We start from the raw sequence: 24,341 nt of genomic DNA on the forward strand, positions 1-24,341 counted from the left end.
AAAAAAGAAAAGATGGTCGATCACTCTGCCTGGGTGCGTCCGGCAGGCTGATCGTCCCGCCCGTTGCCGATGAGCGAGAGGATGGCGGGCATGACGATGATCGCTCCCATCAGGGCAAATCCGACCGCGATGACGGTGAGGACACCGAAGTTGCTGATGATCCCAAAGCTTGAGGTGATCAGGGCAGAGAAGCCGAAGACGGTGGTCAGTCCGGAGATGGTGATCGCAGTGCCGATCTTCTGGACACTCTGGCGGATGGCATCAAGCTTTGGAAGCCCCTTCTCCCGCTCCTCATAGTACCTCTCGGTTATCAGGATGGTATATTCCGAGGCGATGCCTATCGTCATCGATCCGAGTGTTGCTGTCATGACGGTGTAGTCGATGCCGGTACTATACATGATCAGGCTGTTCCAGCCGACGATCAGAAAGATCGGGATGATCGGGATGATCGCCTTCCTTGCCTTCCGATAGACGATGAAGAGGAACCCGAAGATCATGACGAACCCAAGGACCGTCATACTGGTCTTTGTACTCCTGATCTCCTCGATGAGGGTGGTAAAGAACTCCCATCCCCCGGTGAGAGTGGTGGTGATTCCCGGCGGCGGCTGGTGCCATTCCAGTTCGGTGTGCATCTGGTTGATGAAGGACATCCCGACTTCGACCTCCATATCAATGGTCGAGATCTCGATCAGCGCCATCGAGTGGCCGCTCAGATAGCGTTCACGGCTTGCTGCGGGGATGGTCTCAAGCACCTCTGCCAGTTCGGCATCAGTCTCCGGGAACGTACCCCCGTTATACTGGAGGACGAGATCAGCGATGCTTTGGGTACTGGTGACCTTATCATTATTCTCCTCCTGGTACTGCTGGAAACTGTGCATCCACATGATCGAGTCGAGGGCTGAGACCCGGTCTCCACGGACAAAGATCGGGATGGTGTCTGATGGGCCCATTGCACGGGTGACCTTGTCGATCTGGACTTTTGCAGGCATATCCGGAGGCACAAATGTATTCTCATCGGTATTGACGATGATCTGATCATCAACTGAATACCCGCCGACTGCAAGGAGGAGACAGAAAGCGAGGATGAGTACCGGGAAGCGGGAGATTCCACCGACCATCGCGCCAAGCCCCTGGTTATACCGGTCACCCACTGAGAGACCCTTCTTCAGTGGAGCAGGTTTTGGTTCATACTTCATCAGGGTGGCGAAGGTCGGAACGATGATCAGGGCAGCGATGTAGCAGCAGACGACCCCGATGACACAGACCTCACCGAAGCTCCTGATCATCGGGAGCGGGGAGGTCCACATCGCAAGGAAGCCCATTGAGGTGGCGAGCATTGCATAGAGGATTGAGGGGCCGGACCGGGTCATCGTCTCCTTTATCGCCTCCTGGAGGGGCTTCCCCCGGACTTCCTCATCAAGACGGGAGTGGAACTGGATCGCATAGTCGATTCCAAGCCCGATGAGGACAGGGAATGCCGCAATCGTCACCATATTGATTTTTATTCCGGCAATCCCCATGAATCCGAAGGTCATGATAAGCCCGGTTGCAACGATCGCAACTGAGAGGAGGCGGTACCTGACCGCACTGAAGAGGATGCCGACGGCGACGATCATCAGGAGCATCGCGATCATGATGAGGCTCCCCATGGAGACGCCCATCTCATCCATCATCTGTTTTGAGAATGCAGGGTTGCCGGTCTGGACAACGGAGACTCCCGGCGGGGGATCTGAGACGCTGATCCGCGACTCGATGGCATCGACGATCCCAAACTGGGTCTCCATGCTTACTCCCGGCTGAAGGGTCACCTGGATGATGGTCATGGATGAGGTGGGGACGAGCCGGTCCAGGATCTCTCCCGGCATTCCTTCTTTTGCAGCTTCAACTTCAGCAATCGATGTGGGGAGCTCCCCTCCGTTTGCCGCACGGAACTGATCAGTTATTCCGAAGACGCCGGTGACATACTGCTCCCCTGCGATATCATCCTGAAGCCGTCCCATATACTCAAGGATGATCGGGTGGGTGACATCCTCGGTCTCAACGAGGATCATGATGCTGTCCGATGCGAACGTGCTCATGTATTTCTCAAGGAGGATGAACCGTGGGGTGTCCGGGTCCATATAGGTCTCAAACCCGGTCTCCATCTCGGTCAGTGTCATTCCGTAGAGTCCTGTTATGAGAAGGAGGATGACGACAGCTGCCACTATAAAAGGAGAGCGGGATATGAACTCCGAAAGTTTTTCAAATATCTTCATAACTGGGGTTCACTCCTCGCAGAACCGAATTTACTGCTGTTTCCGGTAGTACCAGTATCCAAGCCCGATGATGGCGATCAGGAGAGCACCGATCAACACCGGAGGAATTGTTGCCTCCCGTGGGACGACCTCCACCTCGACCTTCATCGTCCTTGATATCTGGGTATTGTCAAGGGCATCCCGGTACCGGACCTCGGAGTCAAGGCCATAGAGTTTCTCGACAGCACCGCCATCAACATTCAGGATGAACCGGGCGACAGCAGACTCCCCGGGTGCGAGGTCACCAAGATATGCGGTGTCATCGTTTGATGTAAAGGGATCTACCGCCGATATACGGGCGGTTGCACGGTAGGCGGTTGCTTCTCCGATATTTCTGTATTCGACATCAATAATGGTCTTCTGGCCGACTGCCACCACAGATGGGGGGGAGACTGCGGAGAACTCAATCTTTCCTCCAGTTGCAATACCTGCCGTCCTCGGGTCCGAGGTCTTCAGCTGGCCGTTCTGGTCCTTATAATCGACGATGATATCAAGGGGGTACTCACCGGGTTCGGCATTCTTTGAGACCGCAACCTTGAAGGTTCGAGTCACCTCCGCACCTGCCGGGAAGTCACCGATGAAGGAGCTTGCATCGGTCGGGATGAGCGGGCTTGCACCACTCCTCTGGATCCTGAGGGTGGCAGACCGGCCCTCCTCAGAACCGATGTTCCGGACAGATACAGTAACGAAGCCTTCTGTTCCGACATTGAGTGCTTCGGTCTCTATTCCGGTTATCTGAATCCTGAGATCCGGCTTCACAACAAGATGGATATAATCCTCGACGGTACGGGTTGTGTAGAAGTACCGGATGAGATCCTCGCCATACTGTTCGGCACGGCCGAGATACGTGTACTCAATGGTGATCGGCACAGCATACCGGCCTGCTGCCGCATCCTCATCAACCTGGATGGTGAAGGCCGCTGTTGCACTGCTGCCGCCGGGAATATCACCGATCATCTGGTCATCGGTCTTTATGCTGAGAGGGGCAGAGCCGGCTTTGAGACCGACGAGGGCCATCTTCGCGGTATCAGGCCGGTCGTCCCGGGTGATGATGTCGCTTCTGATGATCTTGACATCGGTTATTCCGGTGTTCTCGATCCGGAGGTGGACAACCGCCTCCTCACCCGGAGAGAATTCGTTCGTTCCGGTGATCGCGGTTCTGAGTTCCGGGGTTCCGGAGATATACTTCTCACCTGCAAGTGCGGGTGCGGTGATGCCGGCAAGGATGAGAGCGGCAAGGATGAGGACCCGGATAGAGGTCGTTCTAAGAGATGCATTCGCCATTCATGAGCTCCGTACTTTGTTGACTAGCAGTTGTTTTTCATAATATAAAAGCCTTTTTTTCATATGTCACCTATATGAGTTTCACAAAATGATACATATGTCACCAATTAGAGGAACAATTATATATTTAAACAATCAACAGATGAACGAATGGAGTCACCGCGGAGAGAGTTTGCTGAGATCAGGGATCTCCTCAAGGACCACCCAAAAGGGATGAGCGTCACAGAGGTCGCCCGTGCGCTCGGCCGGAATAAACATTCGACCGGCAGGTATCTCGACAGCCTGTATGCCTCCGGCCAAGTCGAGATGAGGACGGTCGGGATGGCGAAGATCTACTCCCTCGCACACCGCCTCCCACTCACCTCCCTCATTTCAACGATGCGGGAGAGGATCATGATCCTTGATGCGGACCGGCAGATCATTCTCATTAATGAAGCATGTGCGGCATTCATCGGCGTACCTGTGGATGAGGTGACAGGGAGGGATATCGGCTATATCCCTGCAAGGGATCCGGCGATCATCGATCTCCTTGCCACGATTAAAGATCACACCGTAGAGAGTGAGGAGATAGTAGAATATTCGGTTCTGATGGCAGACAGGGAGAGGACGGATCTGCATATCCATATCATCCCATCGATGGATGATGCGCACCGCGAAGTCTATGTCGTCGTCATGGTGGATATCACCGATCATGTCAGGATGGTCGATGAGCTGAGGGAACGGGAGCAGCAGTACCGCCAGCTGGTTGAGATGGCCGGTGCCATCATCCTGAAGCTCGATAATGAGGGGAGGATCACCTTCTTCAATGATTTTGCCGAGGAGTTCTTTGGATATTCACGGGAAGAAATCATCGGGGAGAGTGTCATCGGAACGATCGTCCCGCCGGAAGAGATGGATGGCAGGAACCTCCAATTCCTTATCAGGGAGATATGTACCGGTGCAGATGCCTACCGGCGCAATGAGAATGCCAATATCACCAGGGACGGCCGTCTCGTCTGGGTCCGGTGGTCCAACAGCCCGATCAGGGATGATGAGGGGAATGTGACCGGAATCCTCTCGGTCGGCAACGACATCTCTGATCGAAAAGCGATGGAGCTTGAGCTGACGGCCCGGAAGGACCAGCTTGAACGGAGAGTACAGGAGATAGAATGCATCCATAAGTTCTCCGATACAATCGACCCCCGCAACACCCTGCCGGAGATCCTCGCCGGGATCGTCAGGGTCATCGGGAGATGCTGGTCAAAGCGGGGCACGACCGCCGTCCGGATCACCCATAACGATGAGATATATGAAAGCGGCGTTCCTGAAGGACTCCCCTTCGCCTTCTCCCACCCGATCGTCGCCAATGGGGTTGTGGTCGGTGTGTTTGAGGCAGGATTTGGCGGCAGGGACGAGGACCCCGACTATCTGGAGAGTAAAGAGCGGCTCCTCACCCTCTTTGCGGAGCGTACCGGCTGGACCATCGAATGGATGGAAGGAGAGGCGGAACTGAGGAATGCCCGTGATCTCTCGGAGACACTGATCGAGACGGTTGATGCGGTCATCTTCGTCCTTGATCCGGAGGGAAGGATCACCCGCTTTAATCGAAAGGCGGAAGAGATGACCGGCTATCTCGCTGCTGAAGTTATGGGACGGACGATCTGGGATATCTTTGTTGCTCCCGAGATGATCGAGGGGATCAGATCCCACATCACCACCCTCACCAGGACGAGGAAGAGTGCACGGATCAGAACAGCATGGATTGCAAAGGATGGAGCCCGGAAGAAGATCGACTGGTCCAATACCGTCATCACCGATGAGAGGGGAGAGGTCACCCATATCATCAGTACCGGGATCGATGTCACCCGGCAGGTTGAGGATGAGGAGGAGCTGCGTCGGTGCAGATCCGTGCTGGACAGATTCCTGGCAGGAGAGGAGGAGAAATGAAAAGAAATTTCCTGATCACCGGAGTACTGCTCCTTGCCACACTCCTTGCCACAGGATGTGTCGTCGGGGGCGGGGATCTCCCGGATACATCCTGGAGGCTCATCTCCTATCTGGGAGATGATGGTCAGACCGTCAGAGCAGCTGCGGGAGGAACCATCTCATTCTCCGGGGATGGAACCCTTCAGGGGAGTGCCGGGTGCAATAGCTATGCAGCCGAGTACCGGGCGGGACAAGGGCAGATCGTCATCAGCCAGCCAATAGCAACCGAAATGTACTGCATGGATGAGAGCGTGATGGAAGAGGAGCGGCGGTTCCTCTTTCTGATCACCCAGGCTGCCGGGTACTCGCTGGATGGCGACATTCTCATCTTCTATCAGGGAGATGGCCGGGAGATCCTTGCGTTTGGGCGGATGATCTGAGTTATAGATTGCTCATACCTCTGATTATTCGATGGAGTCAAAAACAATGTGTGCACGAGAAGCCGTATTTGGTGGACGATTACATGAACAAGGCAGAATATTCTTTCCGTATTGTCTGGAGATGTAGCCGGCCCTTGGAACCATCTCACCCGGAATATCCTGGCGACCACCCCTCCTCCGATCGAATCCTTCTGGTTTGAAAGACTCTCGAGGAAGGGGTAGGGCGCCTCCACTCCATTCCTCTTCACTTTCACCCCCCGCTCCCGATCTTTATGAGGCCATCTGACGGAATACTCAATAATCAGTGTCCTGGAGCGTCTTGACGAGGGGCTTCCTCCTGCAGGAGGATGGAGTGGAGATCTGCTCAAGGCATTGAGGATACAGGAGCGATCAAGGGAGTTGGAAACAATCACAGATTCAGATCACCCGTATAAACGCCTCTTCAGCCACAAAGAGATGATGGCAGACCTCATCTCCGGGTTTCTTGATCCCGGATTTGCTGCTGCCTGTGACGTTACGACACTGAAGCGGTGTAATGGCAGCTATGTGACCGATGATCTCAGGGAGCGCGAGGATGATCTCATCTGGAGCGTGAGATATGGGGATCGGACCCTGATCATCTACCTCTTAATCGAGTTTCAATCCACACCCGATCCGACGATGCCGATCCGGATCATGTCCTATATGGCGCTCCTCTGGCAGGATCTGATACGGACAGGGAAACACTCCGTACGAAAACAATTGCCCGGGATACTTCCGATCGTCCTCTATAATGGCGAGAGTCCATGGAATGTACCGGATGATATCGGTGCAGCCATCCTGATGCCTGATCCGGTTCTCCGGTTCAGGCCGTCAGTCCCGTATCTTGTGGTTGATGAGCTCCGGCTGACACTGCATCATCTCACAGAGACGAGAAACCTTGCAGCCAGCCTCTTTGGTCTGGAGCAGTCATCCAAAACTGCGGATCTCTTCCTGCTCGGCCAGCGGCTGAACGCATGGATGAGTACGAATCCGGATCTCGATCCTCTGCGCCGGGATTTTTCGCTATTCTTTGAGAATACCTTAAAGACAGATAACAATAAACCACTACCAAATCCGTTTTGTGGGGAGACTATGCTAGCAGAAAAGGTAAAACGATGGACCGCTGAGCTGAAGGCGGAAGGGAAAGCGGAAGGAATAGCTGAGGGGCAGCGAAGACTCCTGAAGAGGATGAAGGCGTTTGGGATGCCCATCAGTGAGATCGCAGAGATCACCGGACTGCCGGAGGAGGAGATCCGCCACCTTATCTGACAGACAGTTAATCCGGGCTCTGCCCCCCACTCTTTTACATGATTCAGTTGGCCAGAGATTCCCTTCTGACCAGGACCAGTGGAGATCTCTGATTTTGCCAGGGGGGGTTCACTTTGAAGAATGCAACGAGGTGAGGCTCACGATCTAACAGGCAGGAAGCCCACGACTTCAGTCGTGGGTAGTTGACTCTCCATCGCCATACTTTAATAAAATCTCCCCTTTATTGGTAAGGCGATATTTCTGTAGTCTGCTCGTAGGTTTTTCAGGAATTGTATATTCTATTAATTCTTCATGGAGCAACATTCGTATTACATGGTTCAGTTGGCCAGAGACTCCCTTCTGACCAAGACCGGTGGAGATTTCTGATTTTGCCAGGGGCCCACTTTGAAGAAGCCGGGCTATTCGTAGTGCCAGAGAATCTGGCTGTGACTCTGGCTGTGACTCTGGCTGCGACTCTGGCTGCGACTCTGGCTGCGACTCTGGCTGCGACTGAGCATCTCTTCTGTATCCCATACCAGATCGTGGGAAGGTAATTGAAAACCAGTGCTCAGACGTATCAATCTTCGGTTCACCTATACCATATTCTCTGCAGAGCTGCTGAATGCGGCGAATGCCAGATCCAATATGTTCAACCACTTTCATTCGGTAGAGTGTTGCAAAAAGAAGTGGATTTCTTGGAACACTTCTGGTCCCAAGATTTTCCTTGCTCATCCCGGCAGGAAGTCCTCCAGGACTTACGATCTCAACCCGATCTGAAAAGATATAAACCTGAACATTGGCTGTAGTGCGGTAATCGCGATGTGCAAGTGCATTAACAACCGCCTCACGAAGGGCTTCTTCAGGCAGCTCGGGTTTCTCTTCCCTTTTTACATGCCGGATTATATATTCAATATTTATCTTTGAAAGTATATATGCAACCACATCATTGATCATGGAGTAGATATCGCTGTTGTAATTCCGCCGGTCAAGAATACGTACTTTATCTGTACCCATAAACAATGCACAGGCAACATCAGCGCTCGGGGTGAATTTTCTGATGTCGCGGGCCATGAGCCATGCACCAGCATGCGTCATCTGCCCTTCGTGAATCAAGTGCAGGTTCTCTAATGCTGCGAAGGGCGCCATATCAGTTGGAATCCGAGCCCGTTTCTGAAACGCAGTCCATACATCATCTGTGAGGTCATTCTCCATGGAAAATTTCCTACAGGGACTTTCATCAAAATGAATCAATCCCTCAAGATAAAAAAAATCGCGAATCTCTGATCGAGACATCTGCATTGAAGAAGCACCTTCGCGAATGTAGAACTTACCTGCAAAGGAATAGGGCTTGCTGTTTTGGGTTGGAATCGTTATGCAGAGTACCTCACCTATGCTTTCAATCTCAACAGCAATTGGTGGATCTGAAGAACGGGCGATGTTTTGAACCTCAGATTTAAGGCCATTATGATTATTTACACCGATAATCCGCCCATCATCCCCCACACCAATGAGGATGACACCCCCGGATGCATTGGCAAAGGCACATATTTCTCGTCCGAGACCAGACGTACCTGCCTGTTTGAACTCAGTAGTATATCCCTCTCCAAGTAAAATACGATCATTCAGATTCATCTGCTTCATTGTTGATCAATTACAGGCATTCGACCTGTCCATGATAGTACATTATTTGATGAGATATAAAGCGTATTCCTTTTCCTATTGTTCAACACAACAGCCTCCAATGAGGCCATATAATGCCTCTTCAACAAAAAAGCCATATTGGGTCCTGCAAGGATACAATCTGCCAGAGAACCCAGAAGATCCACCCCCTCACACCCTGTCAGCACGACGGCCTGCACGGACATTACCAAGTGATGTCTGCAACACCTGGTTGCAGTTCTCAAGGAGTGGGGAGCCATGCCCAAAGTATATCGCCCTGACATCCCGCTGGCAGATAACTGCGAGGGCATGGATAAAACCCTCCTCATAGGTTCCGCCCCTGGACCGGATGACAAGCGGGGTGTCACCTGCAAACAGGACCCCGTCCTCCTCGCAGAAGAGGCATATCGAGTCATGGCTGTGGCCGGGGGTGTGGATCACCTCGAACGTCCGATCACCCGCCTTCAGCGTTTCGCCACCTCTGACGACGGTATCAACACCTTCGAGATGTCCGGAGAAGGCATAGACGACCGGGCAGAAGAGCTCCCTGATCCTCGGGAGGAGGGATGCATGATCATAGTGGGAATGGGTGATGATCACCTGGTCGAGTTTCCGCTTCCCGACACCGGTGGAGGCAGCCCGGATCGCCTCGATGATGGCAGGATCCCTCCCGGTATCGATGAGGGTATTTCTGGTATCCAGTGAACACCACGTTCCGGTGATGAGATAGGCATTGGATGTGTATATGCGGCTCTGTTCTGTCAGGTTATTGATCTTCATAGCAGCGTGCGGTCCTGTCTCAATGATTCCTGTACCCCGCCCGGGAGTTGCCTTCTGATGATGAATCCCTTTCTTTCTCCAGCCCTGTTATCAGACCGGTATCTTCCTGAAGACCTGGGCATTTGAGACGACCGGTTCAAAGAGATCGCCACACTCGGAGGGCATCTTCTGCGTCTGTTCGGTCAGGAAGAACCCTCCGTCAGAGAGGGTGTCATAAAACATCCGGATGACCCTGATCCGCTCTTCCTCGGTGAAGTGGAGGAGGACATTTTTACAGGAGATGAGTGAGATATTGGTTCTCACCGGCTGGAGGGTGAGGAGATCATGCCGCTGGTAGGTGAGCCGCTTTCTGATCTCCTCTGCGATGATGAAGTTCCCTTCTTTCTCTGGATCAGGTGAAAAGTACCTGCTGAAATACTCTTTTGGCATCCGTTTCAGTTCCTGCTCCGGGTAGCTCCCCTTTGAGATGATGGCATCAAAAAGGTTTGAATGGTCGATATCGGTCGCCAGGATGCGGACATTCCGAAATATCATCGACCCCATATTCTCCTTTAAGAGAATCGCAATGGTATAGGGCTCCTGGCCCATTGCGCATCCTGCACTCCATACATCAATTGTCCTCCGGCCTTTCAGTGTGGGGAGGATATGATCGGTGATCACCTCCAGTGTCTGGAGATCCCTGAAAAAATATGTGAATGCCATTGTTGTATCTCCTTATCATATGGTATCCGAATGGATATCCTGTTTTGGTCTGGTTCAGGAAGGGGATCAGGAGGATATCGTACCTGGAATCCGGATGATGAAGGTGCTCCCCTCTCCCGGCGAGCTCTGGAGCGTAATATCCCCTCCATGAAGCTGGATATACCGCTGTGCAAGCGGCAGACCAAGACCGAGGCGATTATACTCCCGTGAGAGGGCATTCAGATCTGCGATATGGAACGGCTCAAAGATCTTCTTCTGTGCCTCGGGATCGATCCCGATGCCGTTATCGATGACCCTGATATAATGTGATGCTGGATCAGCCTCATACCGGATGGAGACCTGCCGGGGTGGTTCGTTATACTGGACCGCGTTTCCGATGATGCTTGCAAATACCTGATAGAGAAGGCTGGGATCACCCCGCAGAAGAGCATGGCGGGGGACATCATTACGAACCTCCGCCCGGGCACGGTGATCGGATCCCCGGATGATATCCTCAATGAAATTGTGAAGGGGGATACTCTCATGCGACGGAATCACCTTCCCCGAGTCGAGGAGGGAGAGCTCCAGGATACGATCGATGATCCGCCTCTCCTGATCGATATTCTTCTGGCAGCGGGTGAGAAGATCAACGACATCCTCCGAGAGGCCAAAGCCTTTTGGATCGGAGGTGAGGAGGCTGAGATACCCAAGCGCAGGCTGAAGCGGGGTCCGGAGTTCATGCGAGGCGACCATCACAAAGTCGGTCTTGCGCTCGATCTCTTCCTTCAGTGCATGCTGGGTGATGACCAGCTCCTCAAGCTGTGATCGCATCTCCTCCTCTGCCCCTGATAATTTCTCATTCATCTCCAGAAGAGCGGTATTTGTCTGGGAGAGCTCCTCATTCATTCCCTCAAGACATTCCTCAATCCCCCGGGACTTCTCTGCAAGAAGGGTGATGACAATGCCAATGGCGATGAAGAGGAGGACCCGGATCAACCCCTCATTGAGGTAATCCATACCCGCATAGAGAAGGAGCATCCCAAGATACGTACATGAGAGGATGATGGAGAAGATGAGGCCACGCCTGAAGAAGAAGACACAGGCGAGGATGATCGGGATATAGAAGAGATTCTGGAATATAATATAGACCCCGGATGAGAGGGAGATGATGCCGACGATGAGGGAGAGGGCGGTGGTGAGGAGAACAGTTCCAAGACGGAGCCCGGTATCAGTCTGCCGCAACATCAGGCACCCCCACCTGATCGGAGAGATCCACAACCCCCGCGGTTGACGATGGATGTGGGATCACCTCTCATCTGAAACCAGAGAGGTGATCCTGAGGGGGGAAGCATACTATTGATATTGTCGTTCATGAATAATGAATGATACCGGATAGCGATTGAGATCAGGCAGGGACAATCGTCAGAAAGGTACGGGGAGAGGCCAGTCCCCAAACGGGAAGGGAAACCCCCGAATTCCTCAGATACAGTCATCACTCCCGGAGCATATCTCCAAGGAGCTGTTTGATATCGATCCAGATGACGAGATCGGTCGCCTCCTTATCCTTCGCCTGAGCCTTCTTCTTGATGATCCCAAGGATACAGGAGTCGTCATCCGAGTCCATCGCACCGGTTCTGTCAACCTGGTTCGTCTCGAAGGTTGAGACCGAGAGGACATCATCGACCATGATCCCGACCTTCTTTTTAGTGATATTCTCGTCAAGGACGATGATCCGGGACTCCTCCTCGGCCCGGTTCGATCCGATGATGTTCAGGCGTGCCTTGAGATCGATGATTGTGGTGATCTCGCCACGGAGATCGATGATCCCCTTGATATAGGAGGGGGAGTTGGGGAGGGCGGAGATCCGCGTATACTCCACAACCTCCCGGACCTCAAAGAGGTCGATGGCGAAGGTCTCGTCCCCGAGGACGAACTCCACAACCTGGATCGACCCGTCTGATCGCACTCCGGCCTCACCTTCTGCTTCACGTACCATTGCCCTGCACCTACTTCGCCAGTTTGAACTTCTGGTTCGCCCGAAGTGTCTTGTTTGCAACTTCACTGACGTTCTCGATCATCTTAGCGACCTCGTCGATGCCTGCCGATGCCTCTTCGGTTGCGGCGGCGGCATCACCTGCCTCGCGTGCGTTCTCCTCGATGAGACCGGTCACCTCATGGACACTGGCGGTGATCTCCTCGACGGTTGCTGCCTGCTCTTCGGCGGCACTGGCAACCTCCTCGATGGCACGGGAGATCTTCTCGACAGAATCGACGATCTGGTTGAAGGCTTTGATCGTCTGCTCCATCTGGTCAGAGCCTGCCTCGACGGCGGTGTTGGCGGTTCCCATCGCCTCGACGGCACGCTTCGCCTTCGTCTGGAGGTCACCGATCATGCTTGCGATGCTCTCTGCGGATGACCCCGACTCCTGGGCAAGCGATTTGACCTCGGCGGCGACGACAGCAAACCCGCGGCCTGCATCACCGGCTCTTGCCGCCTCGATTGCGGCATTGAGGGCGAGGAGGTTCGTCTGGTTTGAGATATCAGCGATGAGGCCGACGATCTTTCCGATCTGATTCATCTGGTCGTTGATGTCCTTGATGATGGCATCGACATCGGCTGCGGAATGGCTGATCTCACCGATGCCCTTCTCGGCGGCGGCGGCGAGTTTTGCACCCTCTTTCGACTGGTCATCAGCGTTTCGTGCGAGCGATGCAACAGACTCTGCATTCGAGGTCACTTCCTCAACCGCTGCGGAGAGATCCTCCATCGCACGGAGAACCTGCCGGGCACCGTTGTTGGACCGCTCAGAATTCTCGCTGACCCGTCCGGTGTTTCGGGCGATCTGCTGGGCACCGGATGAGACCTCCTCAACGCTGGCGTTCGCCTCTTCGGAGATGGCGGCAAGCTCCTCCATCAACCGGGAGACATCGGCAATTGCAACGGAGACCTGGGTACTGGTGTTGTTCATCGCGTTCTTCAGCTTCTCCATATCACCACGGGCGACAACATCCTCAGAGAAACGGGTGCTGAAGTCGGCGTTGGCAAAGGCATCTGCAATCCGGATCACCTCATTGACCGGCTTGACAATGGCATCAAGGGTGTTGTTTAAGCCGTCGATGACCTTCCGGTAATCGCCGTGGTGCTTTGATGCATCGGCACGGGTGGCGAGCTTTCCTTCAACTGCAGCAGCTGCAAGGAGGTTTGCATCATCGATCAGCATGTTGATCGCATCGATACATTTGTTGACGCTGACCTTCATCTGGTTGTAGTCACCGGCAAATTCAGCTGTAATCTTCTCAGGAATGTCACCATTGCTGATGCGGTTGATCGATTTTGCCATGCCATTGAGCGGTCTGACAACGGCATCGAGGGTATTATTCAGACCGTCGATGACCCTCTTAAAGTCGCCCTGATGCCTGGATCCATCCGCACGGGCAGAGAGGTTTCCTTCAACGGCACCGGCTGCAAGATAGTTTGCATCTTCCACCAGGAGATCGACCGCATCAATACACTTGTTCAGATTGTTCTTGATCTCGTTGAAGTCACCTTTGTACTCATCGGTGATCTTCTCGGGAACATCTCCATTACTGATACGCTCAACATATTCCGCTGCGACATTTAAGGGACCGATGACCGAGTCGAGGGTCTCGTTGACACCCCCGATGATTCTGCCATAGTCGCCTTTGAACTGGCTGGCATCACCGCGGACATCAAGCCGTCCTTCAGCTGCGGCAGCACTGATCATATTCATCTCACTGCCGAACCTCTGAATCGTCGTGACGACATCGCCGAATGCCCCTGCAACCTGGCCGATCTCATCACCGCTTCTATCGGTCTGGACCGTTCCGGAAAGGTCCCCATCGGTGACACGCCTGCCAAGAGCAACGAGCTCATCCATCCGCCGTGCAATACCACGCCCAAAGAGGATCGCAATACCCCCGCCGATGATGACAGCACCGATCACGATGGCAAGGATCGCATTCCTGATGTCATTGATCGGCCCGGTGAAGTCTGCCCAGTCGGCACCTGCAACGATGTACCAGTCGAGATCTGGATAATAGGCAAATGATGCGATCATGTCATCACCCTCCCAGTAATATCTGATGACACCATCCCTCTCCGTGAGGATCTGCCGGGCAAAGTCATGCTGTGCCAGGCTCTGGCCCTGCATCGTCGGGTGGATCAGGAGTGTGCCGGTGCTGTCCATGACGTACATATATCCAGTCTGGCCAACGACAGTATCCCTGATATTCTGCTGGATGACTCCGAGGGTTGCCTGCTCAGGAATCCCGACGAAGAGGATACCGATGACCGCACCCTGTGCGTTCCTGATCGGCTCGTACGCAGTGATATAGTCAACGCCGACGACATTGGCAGTCCCATAGAAGGTCTCGCCACGGGTGACGACGACATCATAGACCTGTTGTGCTATTGGTGTCCCGACGACACGCCTGCCATCTGCACCAAAGACCGAGGTGGATACCCGGATCGCCTGGTTGCCCTGCACCTGGAAGATAGTCGCAGCGGCGCCATCAAGCTGATTTGAGAGGCTGTCGACGAGTTCATGATTATCATTTACGACATAGACCTGCCCTGCTGCATTGACGAGAACCAACTGCCCGTCCCGTATCTCCGGAGTACCCTCTGCATTAAAGGTATAACGGAGGACGTTCAGCCCTCCCTGCACCAGCTGCATCGTCAGCGTATAGACGCTCTCCGTCTCCTGCCTCGTATCCTGTGCAATGAGGTTAAACTGCGTCTCAACCTGTTCCTCAATCGCCCCGCTTGCAGAATTATATGCAACTATCCCGAGGAGCACCGTCGGCAGTACAACAAGCGCAATGCAGATGATCAGGATCTTCGTTCCGATCTTCATATTTTGAAAACGTTCCATAATTCCATTTGACATAATCATACCTCCACTTTCCAATCCATTGGAATGTCCCGGTTCCGAATGATTTGATTTGGTTTAATTTCTGAAGCCCTCCTCTTCGGGCTATCAGAGGCATCAATGCATTCGGAGTTAAGTCCTGTTTTTCTCTTCATAAAACTGATCGATTAGTGTCCAGAGCAAATCTGAAGAAGATAGCTAAACAATACCTATAATACATACAATGATAAAAAAGTATTTCACATATATATACGTTTTTAATGAATAGTATTTATAAAATAAAGAGATATATATAGATTTACCTATAATTATAATAAGAAAATGATTTCCGGAGAATTAATGTCTTTACGCAGATATCGTATCTTCAGCCGCTTACCCACTCAGCATCTCACCAAGGAGCTGCTTAATGTCGATCCAGATAACGAGATCTGTTGCTTCCTTATCCTTCGCCTGGGACTTCTTCTTGATGATGCCGAGGGTGCAGGAGTAGTCATCTGAGTCCACAGCCCCGGTACGGTCGACATAGCTCATCTCAAAGGTGGAAACCGAGAGGACATCATCGACCATGATCCCAACCATCTTGTTCGTGATATTCTCATCAACGACGATGATCCGGGACTCCTCTTCAGCCCGGTCAGAGCCGAGAATGTTGAGGCGGGCCTTGAGATCGTTGATCGTTGTGATCTCTCCATGGAGATCAATAATCCCCTTGATATAGGAGGGGGAGTTGGGGAGGGCGGAGATCCGGGTGTACTCCATCACCTGGATAGAGCCGTTTGATCGCATCGCGTCCTCACCTTCTGCTTCACGTACCATTGCTCTGCACCTACTTCGCCAGCTTGAACTTCTGGTTCGCCTGGAGTGTCTTGTTTGCAACTGTACTCACGTTTTCGATCATCTTAGAGACCTCCTCGATGCTGGCAGAGGCTTCTTCGGTTGCCGCTGCTGCATTACCAGTCTCTTTCACATTGTCATCGATGGGGCCGGTGAAGTCCACCCAGTCGGCACCGGCAGCGATATGCCAGTCGAGAGGCGCAAAGTAGGTGAATCCAACGATCTTTACTTCACCCTCCCAGTCATAATGCATGATCCATTCCTTCTGGTCTACCATCTGTTTACTAAAATCAAGGTGTCCAAGGTTCTGGCCCTCAAAGTTTGGGTGAATAATCGCAGTTCCGGCACTATCAAAGACATACATATACACGTTCCGGCCGATGACCTGATTCCGGATACTCTCCTGAACGACCCCAAATGATGCCTGCTCTGGAATCCCGACGAAGAGGATACCAATGACCGCACCACCAGGTCCGCGGTTCGGTTCATACGCGGTGATATACTCTGTACCGACGACATTGACAGTTCCATAGAAGGTCTCGCCACGCGAAACGAAAGCAGTATAGACCTCCTGTGCCACTGGCGTCCCGACGAACGTCTGCCATCTGCACCAAAGACCGAGGTGGATACCCGGACGGCCGGAACCTCACCCTCTGGGGGAAGGCCGCCCTGCTCTATGACAGCGAAGGGAGCATCACCGGGGCGATTGGGTCGATCCGGGATATCACGACGCTGAAGGAGGCGCTCGGCCGCCTTGAGAAGGCAAATAGAAAACTTCTTTTGAGAAACGGGGACGCCATACCAGAGGAAAGGAGCGAATAGAAGAGAGTAGGGAATCGCCGCAGTGCAGAAAGAAGAGATGATAACGCCGAGGGGGAGATTTGAACTCCCGAGGCGCAGAACACCAGTGGCTTTCGAGGCCACCGCCTTCCCGGGCTAGACTACCTCGGCACCGGGATAATATATTTGCTTTTCGGAGGTATTAAGGCTTCTGAACCAGGATATCCATCCTTCCTGAAAAGCAGAATATAAGGAGGATGGGATACGAACATCCTATTATGCAGAACCGACTGCCCCGCATCCTTATCTTCGACTTCGACGGTGTCATCGCAGACTCAATCCCTCTCAAGGCAGAGGCATTCCGCGAGACCTTCTCCTTCGTTCCAGAACATCAAGACGAGATCGTCAGGTACCATCTCGATAACGGCGGTATGTCCAGATATGTCAAGTTCCAAAACATCTACAGGGATATCCTCCACCAGCCCCTCACCAGGGAACAGGAGGAGGCGCTTGCATCCAGGTATCAGGAGCAGATCCTCCAGGCGATGTACTCCATCCCCCTCATTCCGGGAGCAGAAGCCCTCCTTGGCCGGTATGCAGCGGTCATCCCCCTCTATGTCGTCTCTGCCACCCCGGAGGAGGAGATGCATATCATCGCCGAGAGGCGCGGGCTTGCAGGCTTCTTCGTCCGGATCTATGGATCCCCGCGATCCAAGGCAGACGGTATCAGGGAGATCCTTTCTCTGGAAGATATCCACCCCGAGGACGTCCTCTTCGTTGGTGACGCCCCCCAGGACTGGCAGGCGGCCCGGGAGACCGGGGTGCGGTTCATCGCCCGTGTCGCGGAGGGTGATATTAACAGATTTGAGGAACTCCCCGGAGTTGAGATGATCGTCTCCGATCTGCATGAACTTGGCGACTATCTGGCATCGCCCAGAAAATAAAAATAAAAGAGAGAGGGTGGTATCCCACTATTAGTGGGACTGGGTGACCATCATATCGTCAACCCGGATCAGGAGTGCCGCAGTCTCTGCCGCACTCTGGATCGCCTGGCGCTTCACCCGCATTGGTTCAAAGACGCCTTCTGCTGCCATATCAACGACCGCTCCGGTGTAGACATTCAGACCGGCGTTCTTCTGCCCTTCGCTGTGTGCCTTCTTCAGGGCAACAAGCTTATCAATCGGGTTGTATCCTGAGTTCTCGGCAAGGGTGATCGGGATGATCTCAAATGCCTGTGCAAATGCCTCCATTGCGATCTGCTCACGGCCACCGATGGTTGCAGCATAGTCACGGATACGGATCAGAAGTTCGGTCTCGACAGCACCGCCACCGATGGTATATTTTCCATCCTCCATGGCATCCTGGATAACACGCTTTGCATCGTTGATGGCACGGTCGATCTCATCAACCACATACTGGGTCGAGCCGCGGATCAGGATGGTGACTGCCTTTGCGTTCTCGCATCCTGAGATCTTGGTCAGGTCTTCCCCATCCATCTGCTCGACCTGCTCGGCGGTTCCAAGCGTCTCGACGGTGAGATCCTCGGGCTTGTTGACGATCTCTCCACAGAGTGCCTTTGCCGCGTACTTCATCTCCTTCTCAGGGACATCCTCAAGGGAGTAGACGCCGGCCTTTGCAAGATAGAACTGAACTGCATCGGCGATCCCCTTCTGGCAGAGGAGGACGTTTGCACCTGAGGCGATGATCTGATCGGCGATCTTCTTTAAGGATGCACGTTCCGCATCACCAAATGCAGCCACCTGCTCTGACGAGGAGATCTTGATCTTCGACTTCGTCTGGGTCTTGGTGATCTCAAGCGGAGAGCTGATCATTGCGACCTTTGCACCATTGACGATCTTCGGCATCTGTTCATCGACACGGGCCTTGCCGATGATGACACCATGGACAAGCTCGATATTATCGATCGTGTCGCCCTTCTGGGTCTTGACAAGGATATCGTCCTCATCGATGACGATCCGCTCACCTGAACGGTCGGCGACGGTTCCGACAGCATCGACGACGATGGCGGATGCCTTCTCCCGGATCGCCTCGATGGTCTTTCCGAGCATCGCGGTGGTGGCGATCTTCTGTAATGTCTCTTTATCATCGGGGGTGACGGTGATGGAGAGCTCATCGATGATCTCAAGCGCCTTCCTCATACCGAGGCTGTAGCCCTTGGAGATATTTGTCGGGTGGATACCCATCTTGATGAGCCGCTCTGCCTGGTCGAGGAAGGAACCGACCATGATGGCTGCTGTCGTCGTCCCGTCACCACACTCATCATCCTGTGCGGTTGCGACCTCGACGACCATCTTCGCGCCAGGGTGCTGGACAGAGAGTTCGCTCAGAATCGTCGCTCCATCGTTTGTGATGGTGATATCATCGCCAGCAACGAGCATCTTATCCATGCCACGGGGGCCAAGTGTCGTCCTGACCGCCTCCATGATCGCCTTTGCCGCGAGGATGTTCGAACGCTGTGCCTCAAACCCACGGGTCTGCTCGACGTTTTGCCGTAAAATAATCACCGGCTGCCCGGATGACTGCATGCCTTGTACCAACGTATAATCCTCCTGTATCGGTAAAAATTGCTTTGAAGTTCTATATAAACATATGCTCGATTCCCAGGCCGATCAATCGATCCGGGATATTCTGAAGAGTGAGTAGACCGGAACACCATCAACCTCGGTGATACCGCGCTTATCAAAGAGAACAAAGACCGCAACCGGGACACCGCCATGCCGCCTGAGATACCCGATAACCTCGGCGATCGTCTTCCCCGAGGTGATGACATCATCGACAATAATACAGCGTTTCTCCCCAATAGAGGCAAAATTACCGGAGATTGAACCGATCGGCGTCTCTGAGACGGCATGTTTTGCCGGGTGGTAAATCGCAAGGCTGCATCCCTCGCGTGCACCGATGAGTGTCGCAAGCGGGATCCCCGAGATCGCAATACCGATCATCACATCGGCATCAAGGCTCATTGCCCCATTACAGGAGGCACGATACCGGTCGATCATCATTGAAGCGACCGATTCAAGCTGGGTCGCATCACAGCTGACGGCTGTCCAGTCAATGTGCACATCCCGTGGTGCAACATCTCCTTTTGGCTGGGTTAAAAGCCAGGTGACCGTCTCCATCGAGAGGGAGAGCTCATCGGCAATCTGACCCTGGCTATGCCCCTCTTCAAGGAGGAGGCGGGCACGCTCTTTCAGATCGGTGAGGGATGACATGGAAGTACGATCGATACCCATCTATTTATTCCTTCGTTTCAGCGATGCGCCACAAACCGGGCAGTCAGATCCGGATTCGACCTCCCGGCCACACCCGGTACAGACGAGTCTCCACCGCCGCTTCTTTGCCTTGCGCTGGAGAATCGGCTTTACCCCGACTCCAAGGAGAGCAGCGACGTTCTGGATAGCAAAATCATCGGTTGCAATCACCCCGCTGACCTCATCAGCAAGAGCAAGGATGCTGATGTCCGTCGCCGAAAGGACCCCGAGATCCCCGCTTGATGCCGCAGCCCTCCTCACCCGGGTGATGGATCCGGGCTCAGGGCTGGCAAGAAGAAGCCCCTGCTCCCGGAGGAGATCGAATCTGCACTTTGATGAGAGATCACGGAGCTCGGAGAGCACCTCCGGGGTCGTGTACAGCTCGCCTTGCAGAGGATATTCGCCGAAGAAGAAGGAAGCATCACAGACGATCTTCATGCCGATGCCTCCACACATCCGTCACGATGAGAGAGTGAGACGGAGTACCCGAACTGCTCAAGGAGATGGATCATCGTCTCCGCATGGAGCGTGAGGCGGGATGTCCGGATTGACCCTCCATACATCGCAAGGTAGATCATCAGCTGATCGAAGAGATAGGGGTCGCAATCAGATCCAGACCCGTCACGGTATGCCTCCGCAGCCATCCTGCCGACCTCCTCTGCCGGAAGCCCACGCCTCCCGACCGCTGATCCCCCATGGCCGGGGCTCCAGACGGTGCATGTCGATCCCACACCCGGCCCCTCCTGCCTGATGATACGGATCGGAAGATCGCCCACAACCGCAGCCGCCGCGGCGGCCTGCCGTGTTGCGACGTGATCGGGGAGCCCTGATGAGGCAGATATGATTCCTGCACCCACCGGCGTACATGAACCGAGGGGTGCCGGATCAGAGGGCAGGACAGTGGCGGTGACAACGCCCCCTCCGACCGGATAGTACCCTCTCTTTTCGATCACCAGATCAACCTCTGCCCCGTGTGCCCGGAGATAGCCGAGGAAGACCTTGTCAAAATAGTCGATGGTCGGGCTGTTGATCGCCCCGGTCCCTCCGGTGACGGTGATCACACCGCCGATCCGGAGCGCCTGCGGGAGCCATGCGGAGAGGAGGAGCGGGATACTCCCGGCAGTGCCGATATCGATGGCGACCGTCCTCATCCCGGGAGTACCCGGGAGAAAGGTGATTTCCCGTGACCCCACCGTGACACCCGTCGTCTCTGCATGAGAGACGGCAGCGGCGGCCCTGACGGCGGCGACATGCTGGGCAGCAAGTCCTGGTTGGGAACGGGCAGCCCTGATATTCACAACCCTGATCGCCTCCCCGGTCAGGGATGCCAGGGCAACCGCGGCCCTGACGATCTGGCCACCCCCTTCAAGCAGACCGCCGTCGATCTCCTTCATCGCCTGAGTGCCCCGGCGATCGAGTGAGCGGCAGAGAACTTTGAACAGCCACGCTCGATGGTATCGCTTGAGGCGACATCCGAGAAGCCGGCAGCGATGAGGCGGGCATATCCCCCGCCTGAGAAGACACCATGCACACAGGCAGCCTGGATGCTCAGGGCACCAAGATCTCCAAGCATCTCTGCTGCGGTTGCCAGCGTTCCCCCTGTCGAGATGATATCATCAACGATAACGACGCTTCGTCCGTTGACATCAAGGTTCTTGGGTTCGATCCGGACCTCGTGGCCGGAGAGGCGGGTCTTCTCAAGGTGATCATACTCCCATCCGGCACCAGAGGCAACCCCCCTGGCAAACGCCGATGCACCATCATCCGGAGCGAGGATGAGGGGATCAGCAATACCGGTGGAGGAGAGGTATGCCCCGACTGCCGGTGCGATGGATATGTTCTCTGCAGGCACCCTGAAGTACTGCAGCACCGCAGGCTCATGGATATTGACCGTGACGATCCGTCGAACACCCCTGCTCAATGCCTGGGCGACTGCCCGGACACTGATCGGCTCACCCGGATGGAACCGCTTATCCTGGCGGGCGTATCCCATATATGGAAGGACCAGAGTCACCTCAGATCCCTCACAGGCATCGATCAGAAGGAGGAGCTCGACAAAGGCATCATTATCAGTCAGTGACGAGACGATCACCGTCTCATCATCAAGGTTCAATGCCCGGAGATACAGCTCTCCATCAGGGAACCGGGAAACCTTCACCTCACCCAGGGGGGCGCCCAGCTCCCCGGCAACTCGTGCTCCGAGAATCTGGGTTTTTTCCGTGCATACGACCTTCATATTACGTATCTCCCTGTACTGAAACTACTTAAACTATAGACCTGCTATATATAAGCATTCAACGTTTCGTGAGGTATACTTCAGAATGGATACGGAAAAACTGACTGATGAGCCGGTGGTGGAACAGGATGAGGAAGGACTCTTCGGTGAGATCGACCTTGTCACAACGGCAGATATCGAAGTACCCCAGTCTCTCATCGATCAGGTGATCGGTCAGGAGCAGGCAGTCGAGGTGATCAAAAAAGCAGCGATCCAGCGACGGCATGTGATGATGATCGGAACACCAGGTACCGGCAAGTCGATGCTTGCAAAGGCGATGTCCGAGCTACTTCCAAAAGAGGAGATGCAGGACATTCTCGTCTATCCAAACTCTGATGACAATAACAACCCCCTCATCCGGACGGTTCCGTCGGGGAGGGGAAAGGAGATCGTTACCGCACATAAGATGGAGGCACGAAAACGGGCACAATGGCGGAATATGCTGATGCTGTTGATCGTCTTTGGTATCATCGGGTATGCCCTCATCTCGGGAATGCTTCTGATGGGTATCATCGCTGTAGCCTTCATCTTCCTCGCCTTCAGGACAATGATGCCCCGTGACGATGTGATGGTCCCAAAGCTCCTTGTATCAACCAGCAAGGATGCCAAGGCACCCTTCATCGATGCGACGGGATCCCAGGCAGGGGCTCTCCTCGGCGATGTCCGCCACGACCCGTTCCAGTCCGGAGGACTTGAGACCCCGTCCCATGACCGTGTCGAGGCAGGAGCCATCCACCGCTCCCATAAAGGGGTTCTCTTCATCGATGAGATCAATACCCTCACCCCGCATTCACAGCAGAACCTCCTCACCGCCCTCCAGGAGGGGGAGTTCCCGATCACCGGGCAGAGCGAGCGTTCAAGTGGTGCGATGGTCAGGACCGAGGCAGTCCCCTGCAGGTTTGTCATGATCGCCGCAGGCAACCTCGATGCGATGCAGGGGATGCATCCTGCCCTCAGATCCCGTATCCGTGGCTACGGGTACGAGGTCTTCATGAAGGAGACGATCGATGACACCCCGAAGAACCGCGAGAAGTTCATCAGGTTCATCGCCCAGGAGGTCAAGAATGACGGAAAGATCCCGCCATTTGACCGCAGCGCCATCAGCGAGGTGATCCGGGAGGCACGGAGGCGGTCGAACCGGAAAGGGCATCTCACCCTGAAGCTCCGTGATCTCGGCGGCCTTGTCCGTGTCGCCGGGGATATCGCACGCGGGGAAGGTGCAGAAGTAACGACAGCACAGCATGTCATCATGGCAAAAGAGACCGCCCGTTCTGTCGAAGACCAGATCTCAGACGAATATATCAGGCGGAGCCGGGACTATGACCTCACCATCGTCTCGGGAACGGCCATCGGGAAGGTCAACGGGCTTGCGGTGATGGGGAGCGACTCGGGATCGGTCCTTCCGATCGTTGCCGAAGTGACCCCTGCACAAGGGGCAACCGGGACAGTCATCGCAACCGGTCTCTTAAAGGAGATCGCACAGGAGTCGATCAAAAACGTCTCTGCGATCCTGAAGAAGTTCACCGGGAAGGATATCAGGAATATCGATATCCATGTCCAGTTCATCGGCACCTACCAGGGCGTCGAAGGGGACTCTGCATCAGTGTCGGTAGCAACAGCGGTCATCTCAGCCATCGAAGGCATCCCGGTCAGGCAGGATGTCGCCATGACCGGATCACTCTCGGTCAGGGGGGATGTCCTCCCTATCGGCGGTGTCACCTATAAGATAGAGGCGGCTGCCAAAGCCGGGATCAAACAGGTCTTCATCCCGGCATCAAACCTGGGCGATGTTCTCATCGAGAACAGATACAAGAGTATGATAGAGATCATTCCGGTCTCCCATATCGAAGAGATCCTTGAGCGTGCCCTCGTCCCCGAGAACCGGGAAGGCTTCCTTGTCAAGCTCCAGAAGCTTGCCGAGCATGCCGTCCGGTCCCAGAACTCACAGAACCAGACCGAACAAGGTGTTGCATAAC

21 protein-coding genes and 1 tRNA gene are annotated in these 24,341 nt (G+C 54.3%); 6 read left to right on the plus strand and 16 right to left on the minus strand.

The window, feature by feature from the left end:
- Positions 1–20: 20 nt before the first annotated feature.
- Positions 21–2,255, minus strand: coding sequence for an efflux RND transporter permease subunit (locus tag J2T58_RS01315; protein WP_253486823.1), 2,235 nt, complete (start codon positions 2,253–2,255; stop codon positions 21–23).
- Between the two features lie 30 nt (positions 2,256–2,285).
- On the minus strand, positions 2,286–3,578 hold the full coding sequence (locus J2T58_RS01320) for a COG1361 S-layer family protein (RefSeq protein WP_253486824.1): 1,293 nt from the start codon (positions 3,576–3,578) through the stop codon (positions 2,286–2,288).
- Between the two features lie 150 nt (positions 3,579–3,728).
- On the opposite strand from J2T58_RS01320, the gene J2T58_RS01325 reads away from it, so the two are divergent.
- The 3 genes from J2T58_RS01325 to J2T58_RS01335 all read left to right on the plus strand — a co-directional run bounded on the left by J2T58_RS01325 (position 3,729) and on the right by J2T58_RS01335 (position 7,213).
- The gene (locus J2T58_RS01325) at positions 3,729–5,504 is read left to right on the plus strand and encodes a PAS domain S-box protein (RefSeq protein ID WP_253486825.1); all 1,776 of its coding nucleotides are present in this window, start codon (positions 3,729–3,731) and stop codon (positions 5,502–5,504) included.
- Complete coding sequence (locus J2T58_RS01330) at positions 5,501–5,923, plus strand: META domain-containing protein (RefSeq protein ID WP_253486826.1); 423 nt, start codon at positions 5,501–5,503, stop codon at positions 5,921–5,923. The genes J2T58_RS01325 and J2T58_RS01330 overlap by 4 nt, the downstream gene beginning before the upstream one ends.
- 399 nt (positions 5,924–6,322) lie before the next feature.
- Complete coding sequence (locus tag J2T58_RS01335; RefSeq protein WP_253486827.1) at positions 6,323–7,213, plus strand: Rpn family recombination-promoting nuclease/putative transposase; 891 nt, start codon at positions 6,323–6,325, stop codon at positions 7,211–7,213.
- Positions 7,214–7,381: 168 nt separating this feature from the next.
- Here J2T58_RS01335 and J2T58_RS01340 read toward each other — a convergent pair whose 3' ends face one another.
- From J2T58_RS01340 to J2T58_RS01375, 8 genes are all read right to left on the minus strand, one after another.
- Positions 7,382–8,833: an ATP-binding protein gene (locus tag J2T58_RS01340; RefSeq protein WP_253486828.1), complete on the minus strand. Its 1,452-nt coding sequence runs from the start codon at positions 8,831–8,833 to the stop codon at positions 7,382–7,384.
- 189 nt (positions 8,834–9,022) lie between these two features.
- Positions 9,023–9,631, minus strand: coding sequence for an MBL fold metallo-hydrolase (locus J2T58_RS01345; RefSeq protein WP_253486829.1), 609 nt, complete (start codon positions 9,629–9,631; stop codon positions 9,023–9,025).
- Between the two features lie 90 nt (positions 9,632–9,721).
- Positions 9,722–10,333 carry a CheR family methyltransferase gene (locus tag J2T58_RS01350; protein WP_253486830.1) on the minus strand — a complete coding sequence of 204 codons (612 nt, stop codon included), beginning with the start codon at positions 10,331–10,333 and terminating at the stop codon, positions 9,722–9,724.
- Between the two features lie 66 nt (positions 10,334–10,399).
- The gene (locus tag J2T58_RS01355; protein WP_253486832.1) at positions 10,400–11,557 is read right to left on the minus strand and encodes a sensor histidine kinase; all 1,158 of its coding nucleotides are present in this window, start codon (positions 11,555–11,557) and stop codon (positions 10,400–10,402) included.
- Positions 11,558–11,804: 247 nt separating this feature from the next.
- Positions 11,805–12,308: a chemotaxis protein CheW gene (locus tag J2T58_RS01360; RefSeq protein ID WP_253486834.1), complete on the minus strand. Its 504-nt coding sequence runs from the start codon at positions 12,306–12,308 to the stop codon at positions 11,805–11,807.
- A 10-nt stretch (positions 12,309–12,318) separates the two neighbouring features.
- Complete coding sequence (locus J2T58_RS01365) at positions 12,319–15,222, minus strand: Cache 3/Cache 2 fusion domain-containing protein (protein WP_253486836.1); 2,904 nt, start codon at positions 15,220–15,222, stop codon at positions 12,319–12,321.
- 354 nt (positions 15,223–15,576) lie between these two features.
- Positions 15,577–16,020, minus strand: a complete 444-nt coding sequence (locus J2T58_RS01370) for a chemotaxis protein CheW (RefSeq protein ID WP_253486838.1) — start codon at positions 16,018–16,020, stop codon at positions 15,577–15,579.
- A 10-nt stretch (positions 16,021–16,030) separates the two neighbouring features.
- The gene (locus J2T58_RS01375) at positions 16,031–16,618 is read right to left on the minus strand and encodes a Cache 3/Cache 2 fusion domain-containing protein (RefSeq protein WP_253486840.1); all 588 of its coding nucleotides are present in this window, start codon (positions 16,616–16,618) and stop codon (positions 16,031–16,033) included.
- Between J2T58_RS01375 and J2T58_RS01380 the strand changes: the two genes are divergently transcribed.
- On the plus strand, positions 16,612–16,860 hold the full coding sequence (locus J2T58_RS01380) for a hybrid sensor histidine kinase/response regulator (protein ID WP_253486841.1): 249 nt from the start codon (positions 16,612–16,614) through the stop codon (positions 16,858–16,860). The genes J2T58_RS01375 and J2T58_RS01380 overlap by 7 nt on opposite strands.
- Before the next feature lie 44 nt (positions 16,861–16,904).
- Here J2T58_RS01380 and J2T58_RS01385 read toward each other — a convergent pair.
- Positions 16,905–16,989 (minus strand) — tRNA-Ser (locus J2T58_RS01385).
- A gap of 107 nt (positions 16,990–17,096) precedes the next feature.
- On the opposite strand from J2T58_RS01385, the gene J2T58_RS01390 reads away from it, so the two are divergent.
- Positions 17,097–17,762, plus strand: a complete 666-nt coding sequence (locus J2T58_RS01390) for an HAD family hydrolase (protein WP_253486842.1) — start codon at positions 17,097–17,099, stop codon at positions 17,760–17,762.
- Positions 17,763–17,792: 30 nt separating this feature from the next.
- Here the strand turns inward: J2T58_RS01390 and thsA are convergent, their stop codons facing one another.
- From thsA to J2T58_RS01415, 5 genes are all read right to left on the minus strand, one after another.
- Positions 17,793–19,364, minus strand: coding sequence for a thermosome subunit alpha (gene thsA, locus J2T58_RS01395; protein WP_253486923.1), 1,572 nt, complete (start codon positions 19,362–19,364; stop codon positions 17,793–17,795).
- Positions 19,365–19,448: 84 nt separating this feature from the next.
- Entirely contained in the window at positions 19,449–20,051 is a 603-nt protein-coding gene (locus tag J2T58_RS01400) for an orotate phosphoribosyltransferase-like protein (protein WP_253486843.1), read from the minus strand.
- 21 nt (positions 20,052–20,072) lie between these two features.
- Entirely contained in the window at positions 20,073–20,528 is a 456-nt protein-coding gene (locus J2T58_RS01405) for an NOB1 family endonuclease (protein WP_253486844.1), read from the minus strand.
- Positions 20,525–21,484 carry an RNA 3'-terminal phosphate cyclase gene (gene rtcA / locus J2T58_RS01410; protein WP_253486845.1) on the minus strand — a complete coding sequence of 320 codons (960 nt, stop codon included), beginning with the start codon at positions 21,482–21,484 and terminating at the stop codon, positions 20,525–20,527. The genes J2T58_RS01405 and rtcA overlap by 4 nt, the downstream gene beginning before the upstream one ends.
- A complete protein-coding gene (locus J2T58_RS01415; protein ID WP_253486846.1) occupies positions 21,481–22,326 on the minus strand; it encodes a ribose-phosphate diphosphokinase in 846 nt (281 codons plus the stop codon). Before J2T58_RS01415 ends, rtcA begins: the two co-directional genes overlap by 4 nt.
- A gap of 85 nt (positions 22,327–22,411) precedes the next feature.
- Here J2T58_RS01415 and lonB point away from each other — a divergent pair, with 85 nt between their 5' ends.
- Complete coding sequence (gene lonB / locus J2T58_RS01420; protein ID WP_253486848.1) at positions 22,412–24,340, plus strand: ATP-dependent protease LonB; 1,929 nt, start codon at positions 22,412–22,414, stop codon at positions 24,338–24,340.
- Position 24,341 lies beyond the last annotated feature (1 nt).

It is taken from the genome of Methanocalculus alkaliphilus (assembly GCF_024170505.1).
Taxonomy (GTDB): domain Archaea; phylum Halobacteriota; class Methanomicrobia; order Methanomicrobiales; family Methanocorpusculaceae; genus Methanocalculus; species Methanocalculus alkaliphilus.

Excerpts from the sequence above, each read along its gene's own strand:
- J2T58_RS01315 (WP_253486823.1), bottom strand. The coding sequence starts at position 2,255 with ATGAAGATATTTGAAAAACTTTCGGAGTTCATATCCCGCTCTCCTTTT.
- J2T58_RS01320 (WP_253486824.1), bottom strand. The coding sequence starts at position 3,578 with ATGGCGAATGCATCTCTTAGAACGACCTCTATCCGGGTCCTCATCCTT.
- J2T58_RS01325 (WP_253486825.1), top strand. The coding sequence starts at position 3,729 with ATGGAGTCACCGCGGAGAGAGTTTGCTGAGATCAGGGATCTCCTCAAG.
- J2T58_RS01330 (WP_253486826.1), top strand. The coding sequence starts at position 5,501 with ATGAAAAGAAATTTCCTGATCACCGGAGTACTGCTCCTTGCCACACTC.
- J2T58_RS01340 (WP_253486828.1), bottom strand. The coding sequence starts at position 8,833 with ATGAAGCAGATGAATCTGAATGATCGTATTTTACTTGGAGAGGGATAT.
- J2T58_RS01345 (WP_253486829.1), bottom strand. The coding sequence starts at position 9,631 with ATGAAGATCAATAACCTGACAGAACAGAGCCGCATATACACATCCAAT.
- J2T58_RS01350 (WP_253486830.1), bottom strand. The coding sequence starts at position 10,333 with ATGGCATTCACATATTTTTTCAGGGATCTCCAGACACTGGAGGTGATC.
- J2T58_RS01355 (WP_253486832.1), bottom strand. The coding sequence starts at position 11,557 with ATGTTGCGGCAGACTGATACCGGGCTCCGTCTTGGAACTGTTCTCCTC.
- J2T58_RS01360 (WP_253486834.1), bottom strand. The coding sequence starts at position 12,308 with ATGGTACGTGAAGCAGAAGGTGAGGCCGGAGTGCGATCAGACGGGTCG.
- J2T58_RS01365 (WP_253486836.1), bottom strand. The coding sequence starts at position 15,222 with ATGTCAAATGGAATTATGGAACGTTTTCAAAATATGAAGATCGGAACG.
- J2T58_RS01370 (WP_253486838.1), bottom strand. The coding sequence starts at position 16,020 with ATGGTACGTGAAGCAGAAGGTGAGGACGCGATGCGATCAAACGGCTCT.
- J2T58_RS01390 (WP_253486842.1), top strand. The coding sequence starts at position 17,097 with ATGCAGAACCGACTGCCCCGCATCCTTATCTTCGACTTCGACGGTGTC.
- thsA (WP_253486923.1), bottom strand. The coding sequence starts at position 19,364 with ATGCAGTCATCCGGGCAGCCGGTGATTATTTTACGGCAAAACGTCGAG.
- J2T58_RS01400 (WP_253486843.1), bottom strand. The coding sequence starts at position 20,051 with ATGTCATCCCTCACCGATCTGAAAGAGCGTGCCCGCCTCCTCCTTGAA.
- J2T58_RS01405 (WP_253486844.1), bottom strand. The coding sequence starts at position 20,528 with ATGAAGATCGTCTGTGATGCTTCCTTCTTCTTCGGCGAATATCCTCTG.
- rtcA (WP_253486845.1), bottom strand. The coding sequence starts at position 21,484 with ATGAAGGAGATCGACGGCGGTCTGCTTGAAGGGGGTGGCCAGATCGTC.
- J2T58_RS01415 (WP_253486846.1), bottom strand. The coding sequence starts at position 22,326 with ATGAAGGTCGTATGCACGGAAAAAACCCAGATTCTCGGAGCACGAGTT.
- lonB (WP_253486848.1), top strand. The coding sequence starts at position 22,412 with ATGGATACGGAAAAACTGACTGATGAGCCGGTGGTGGAACAGGATGAG.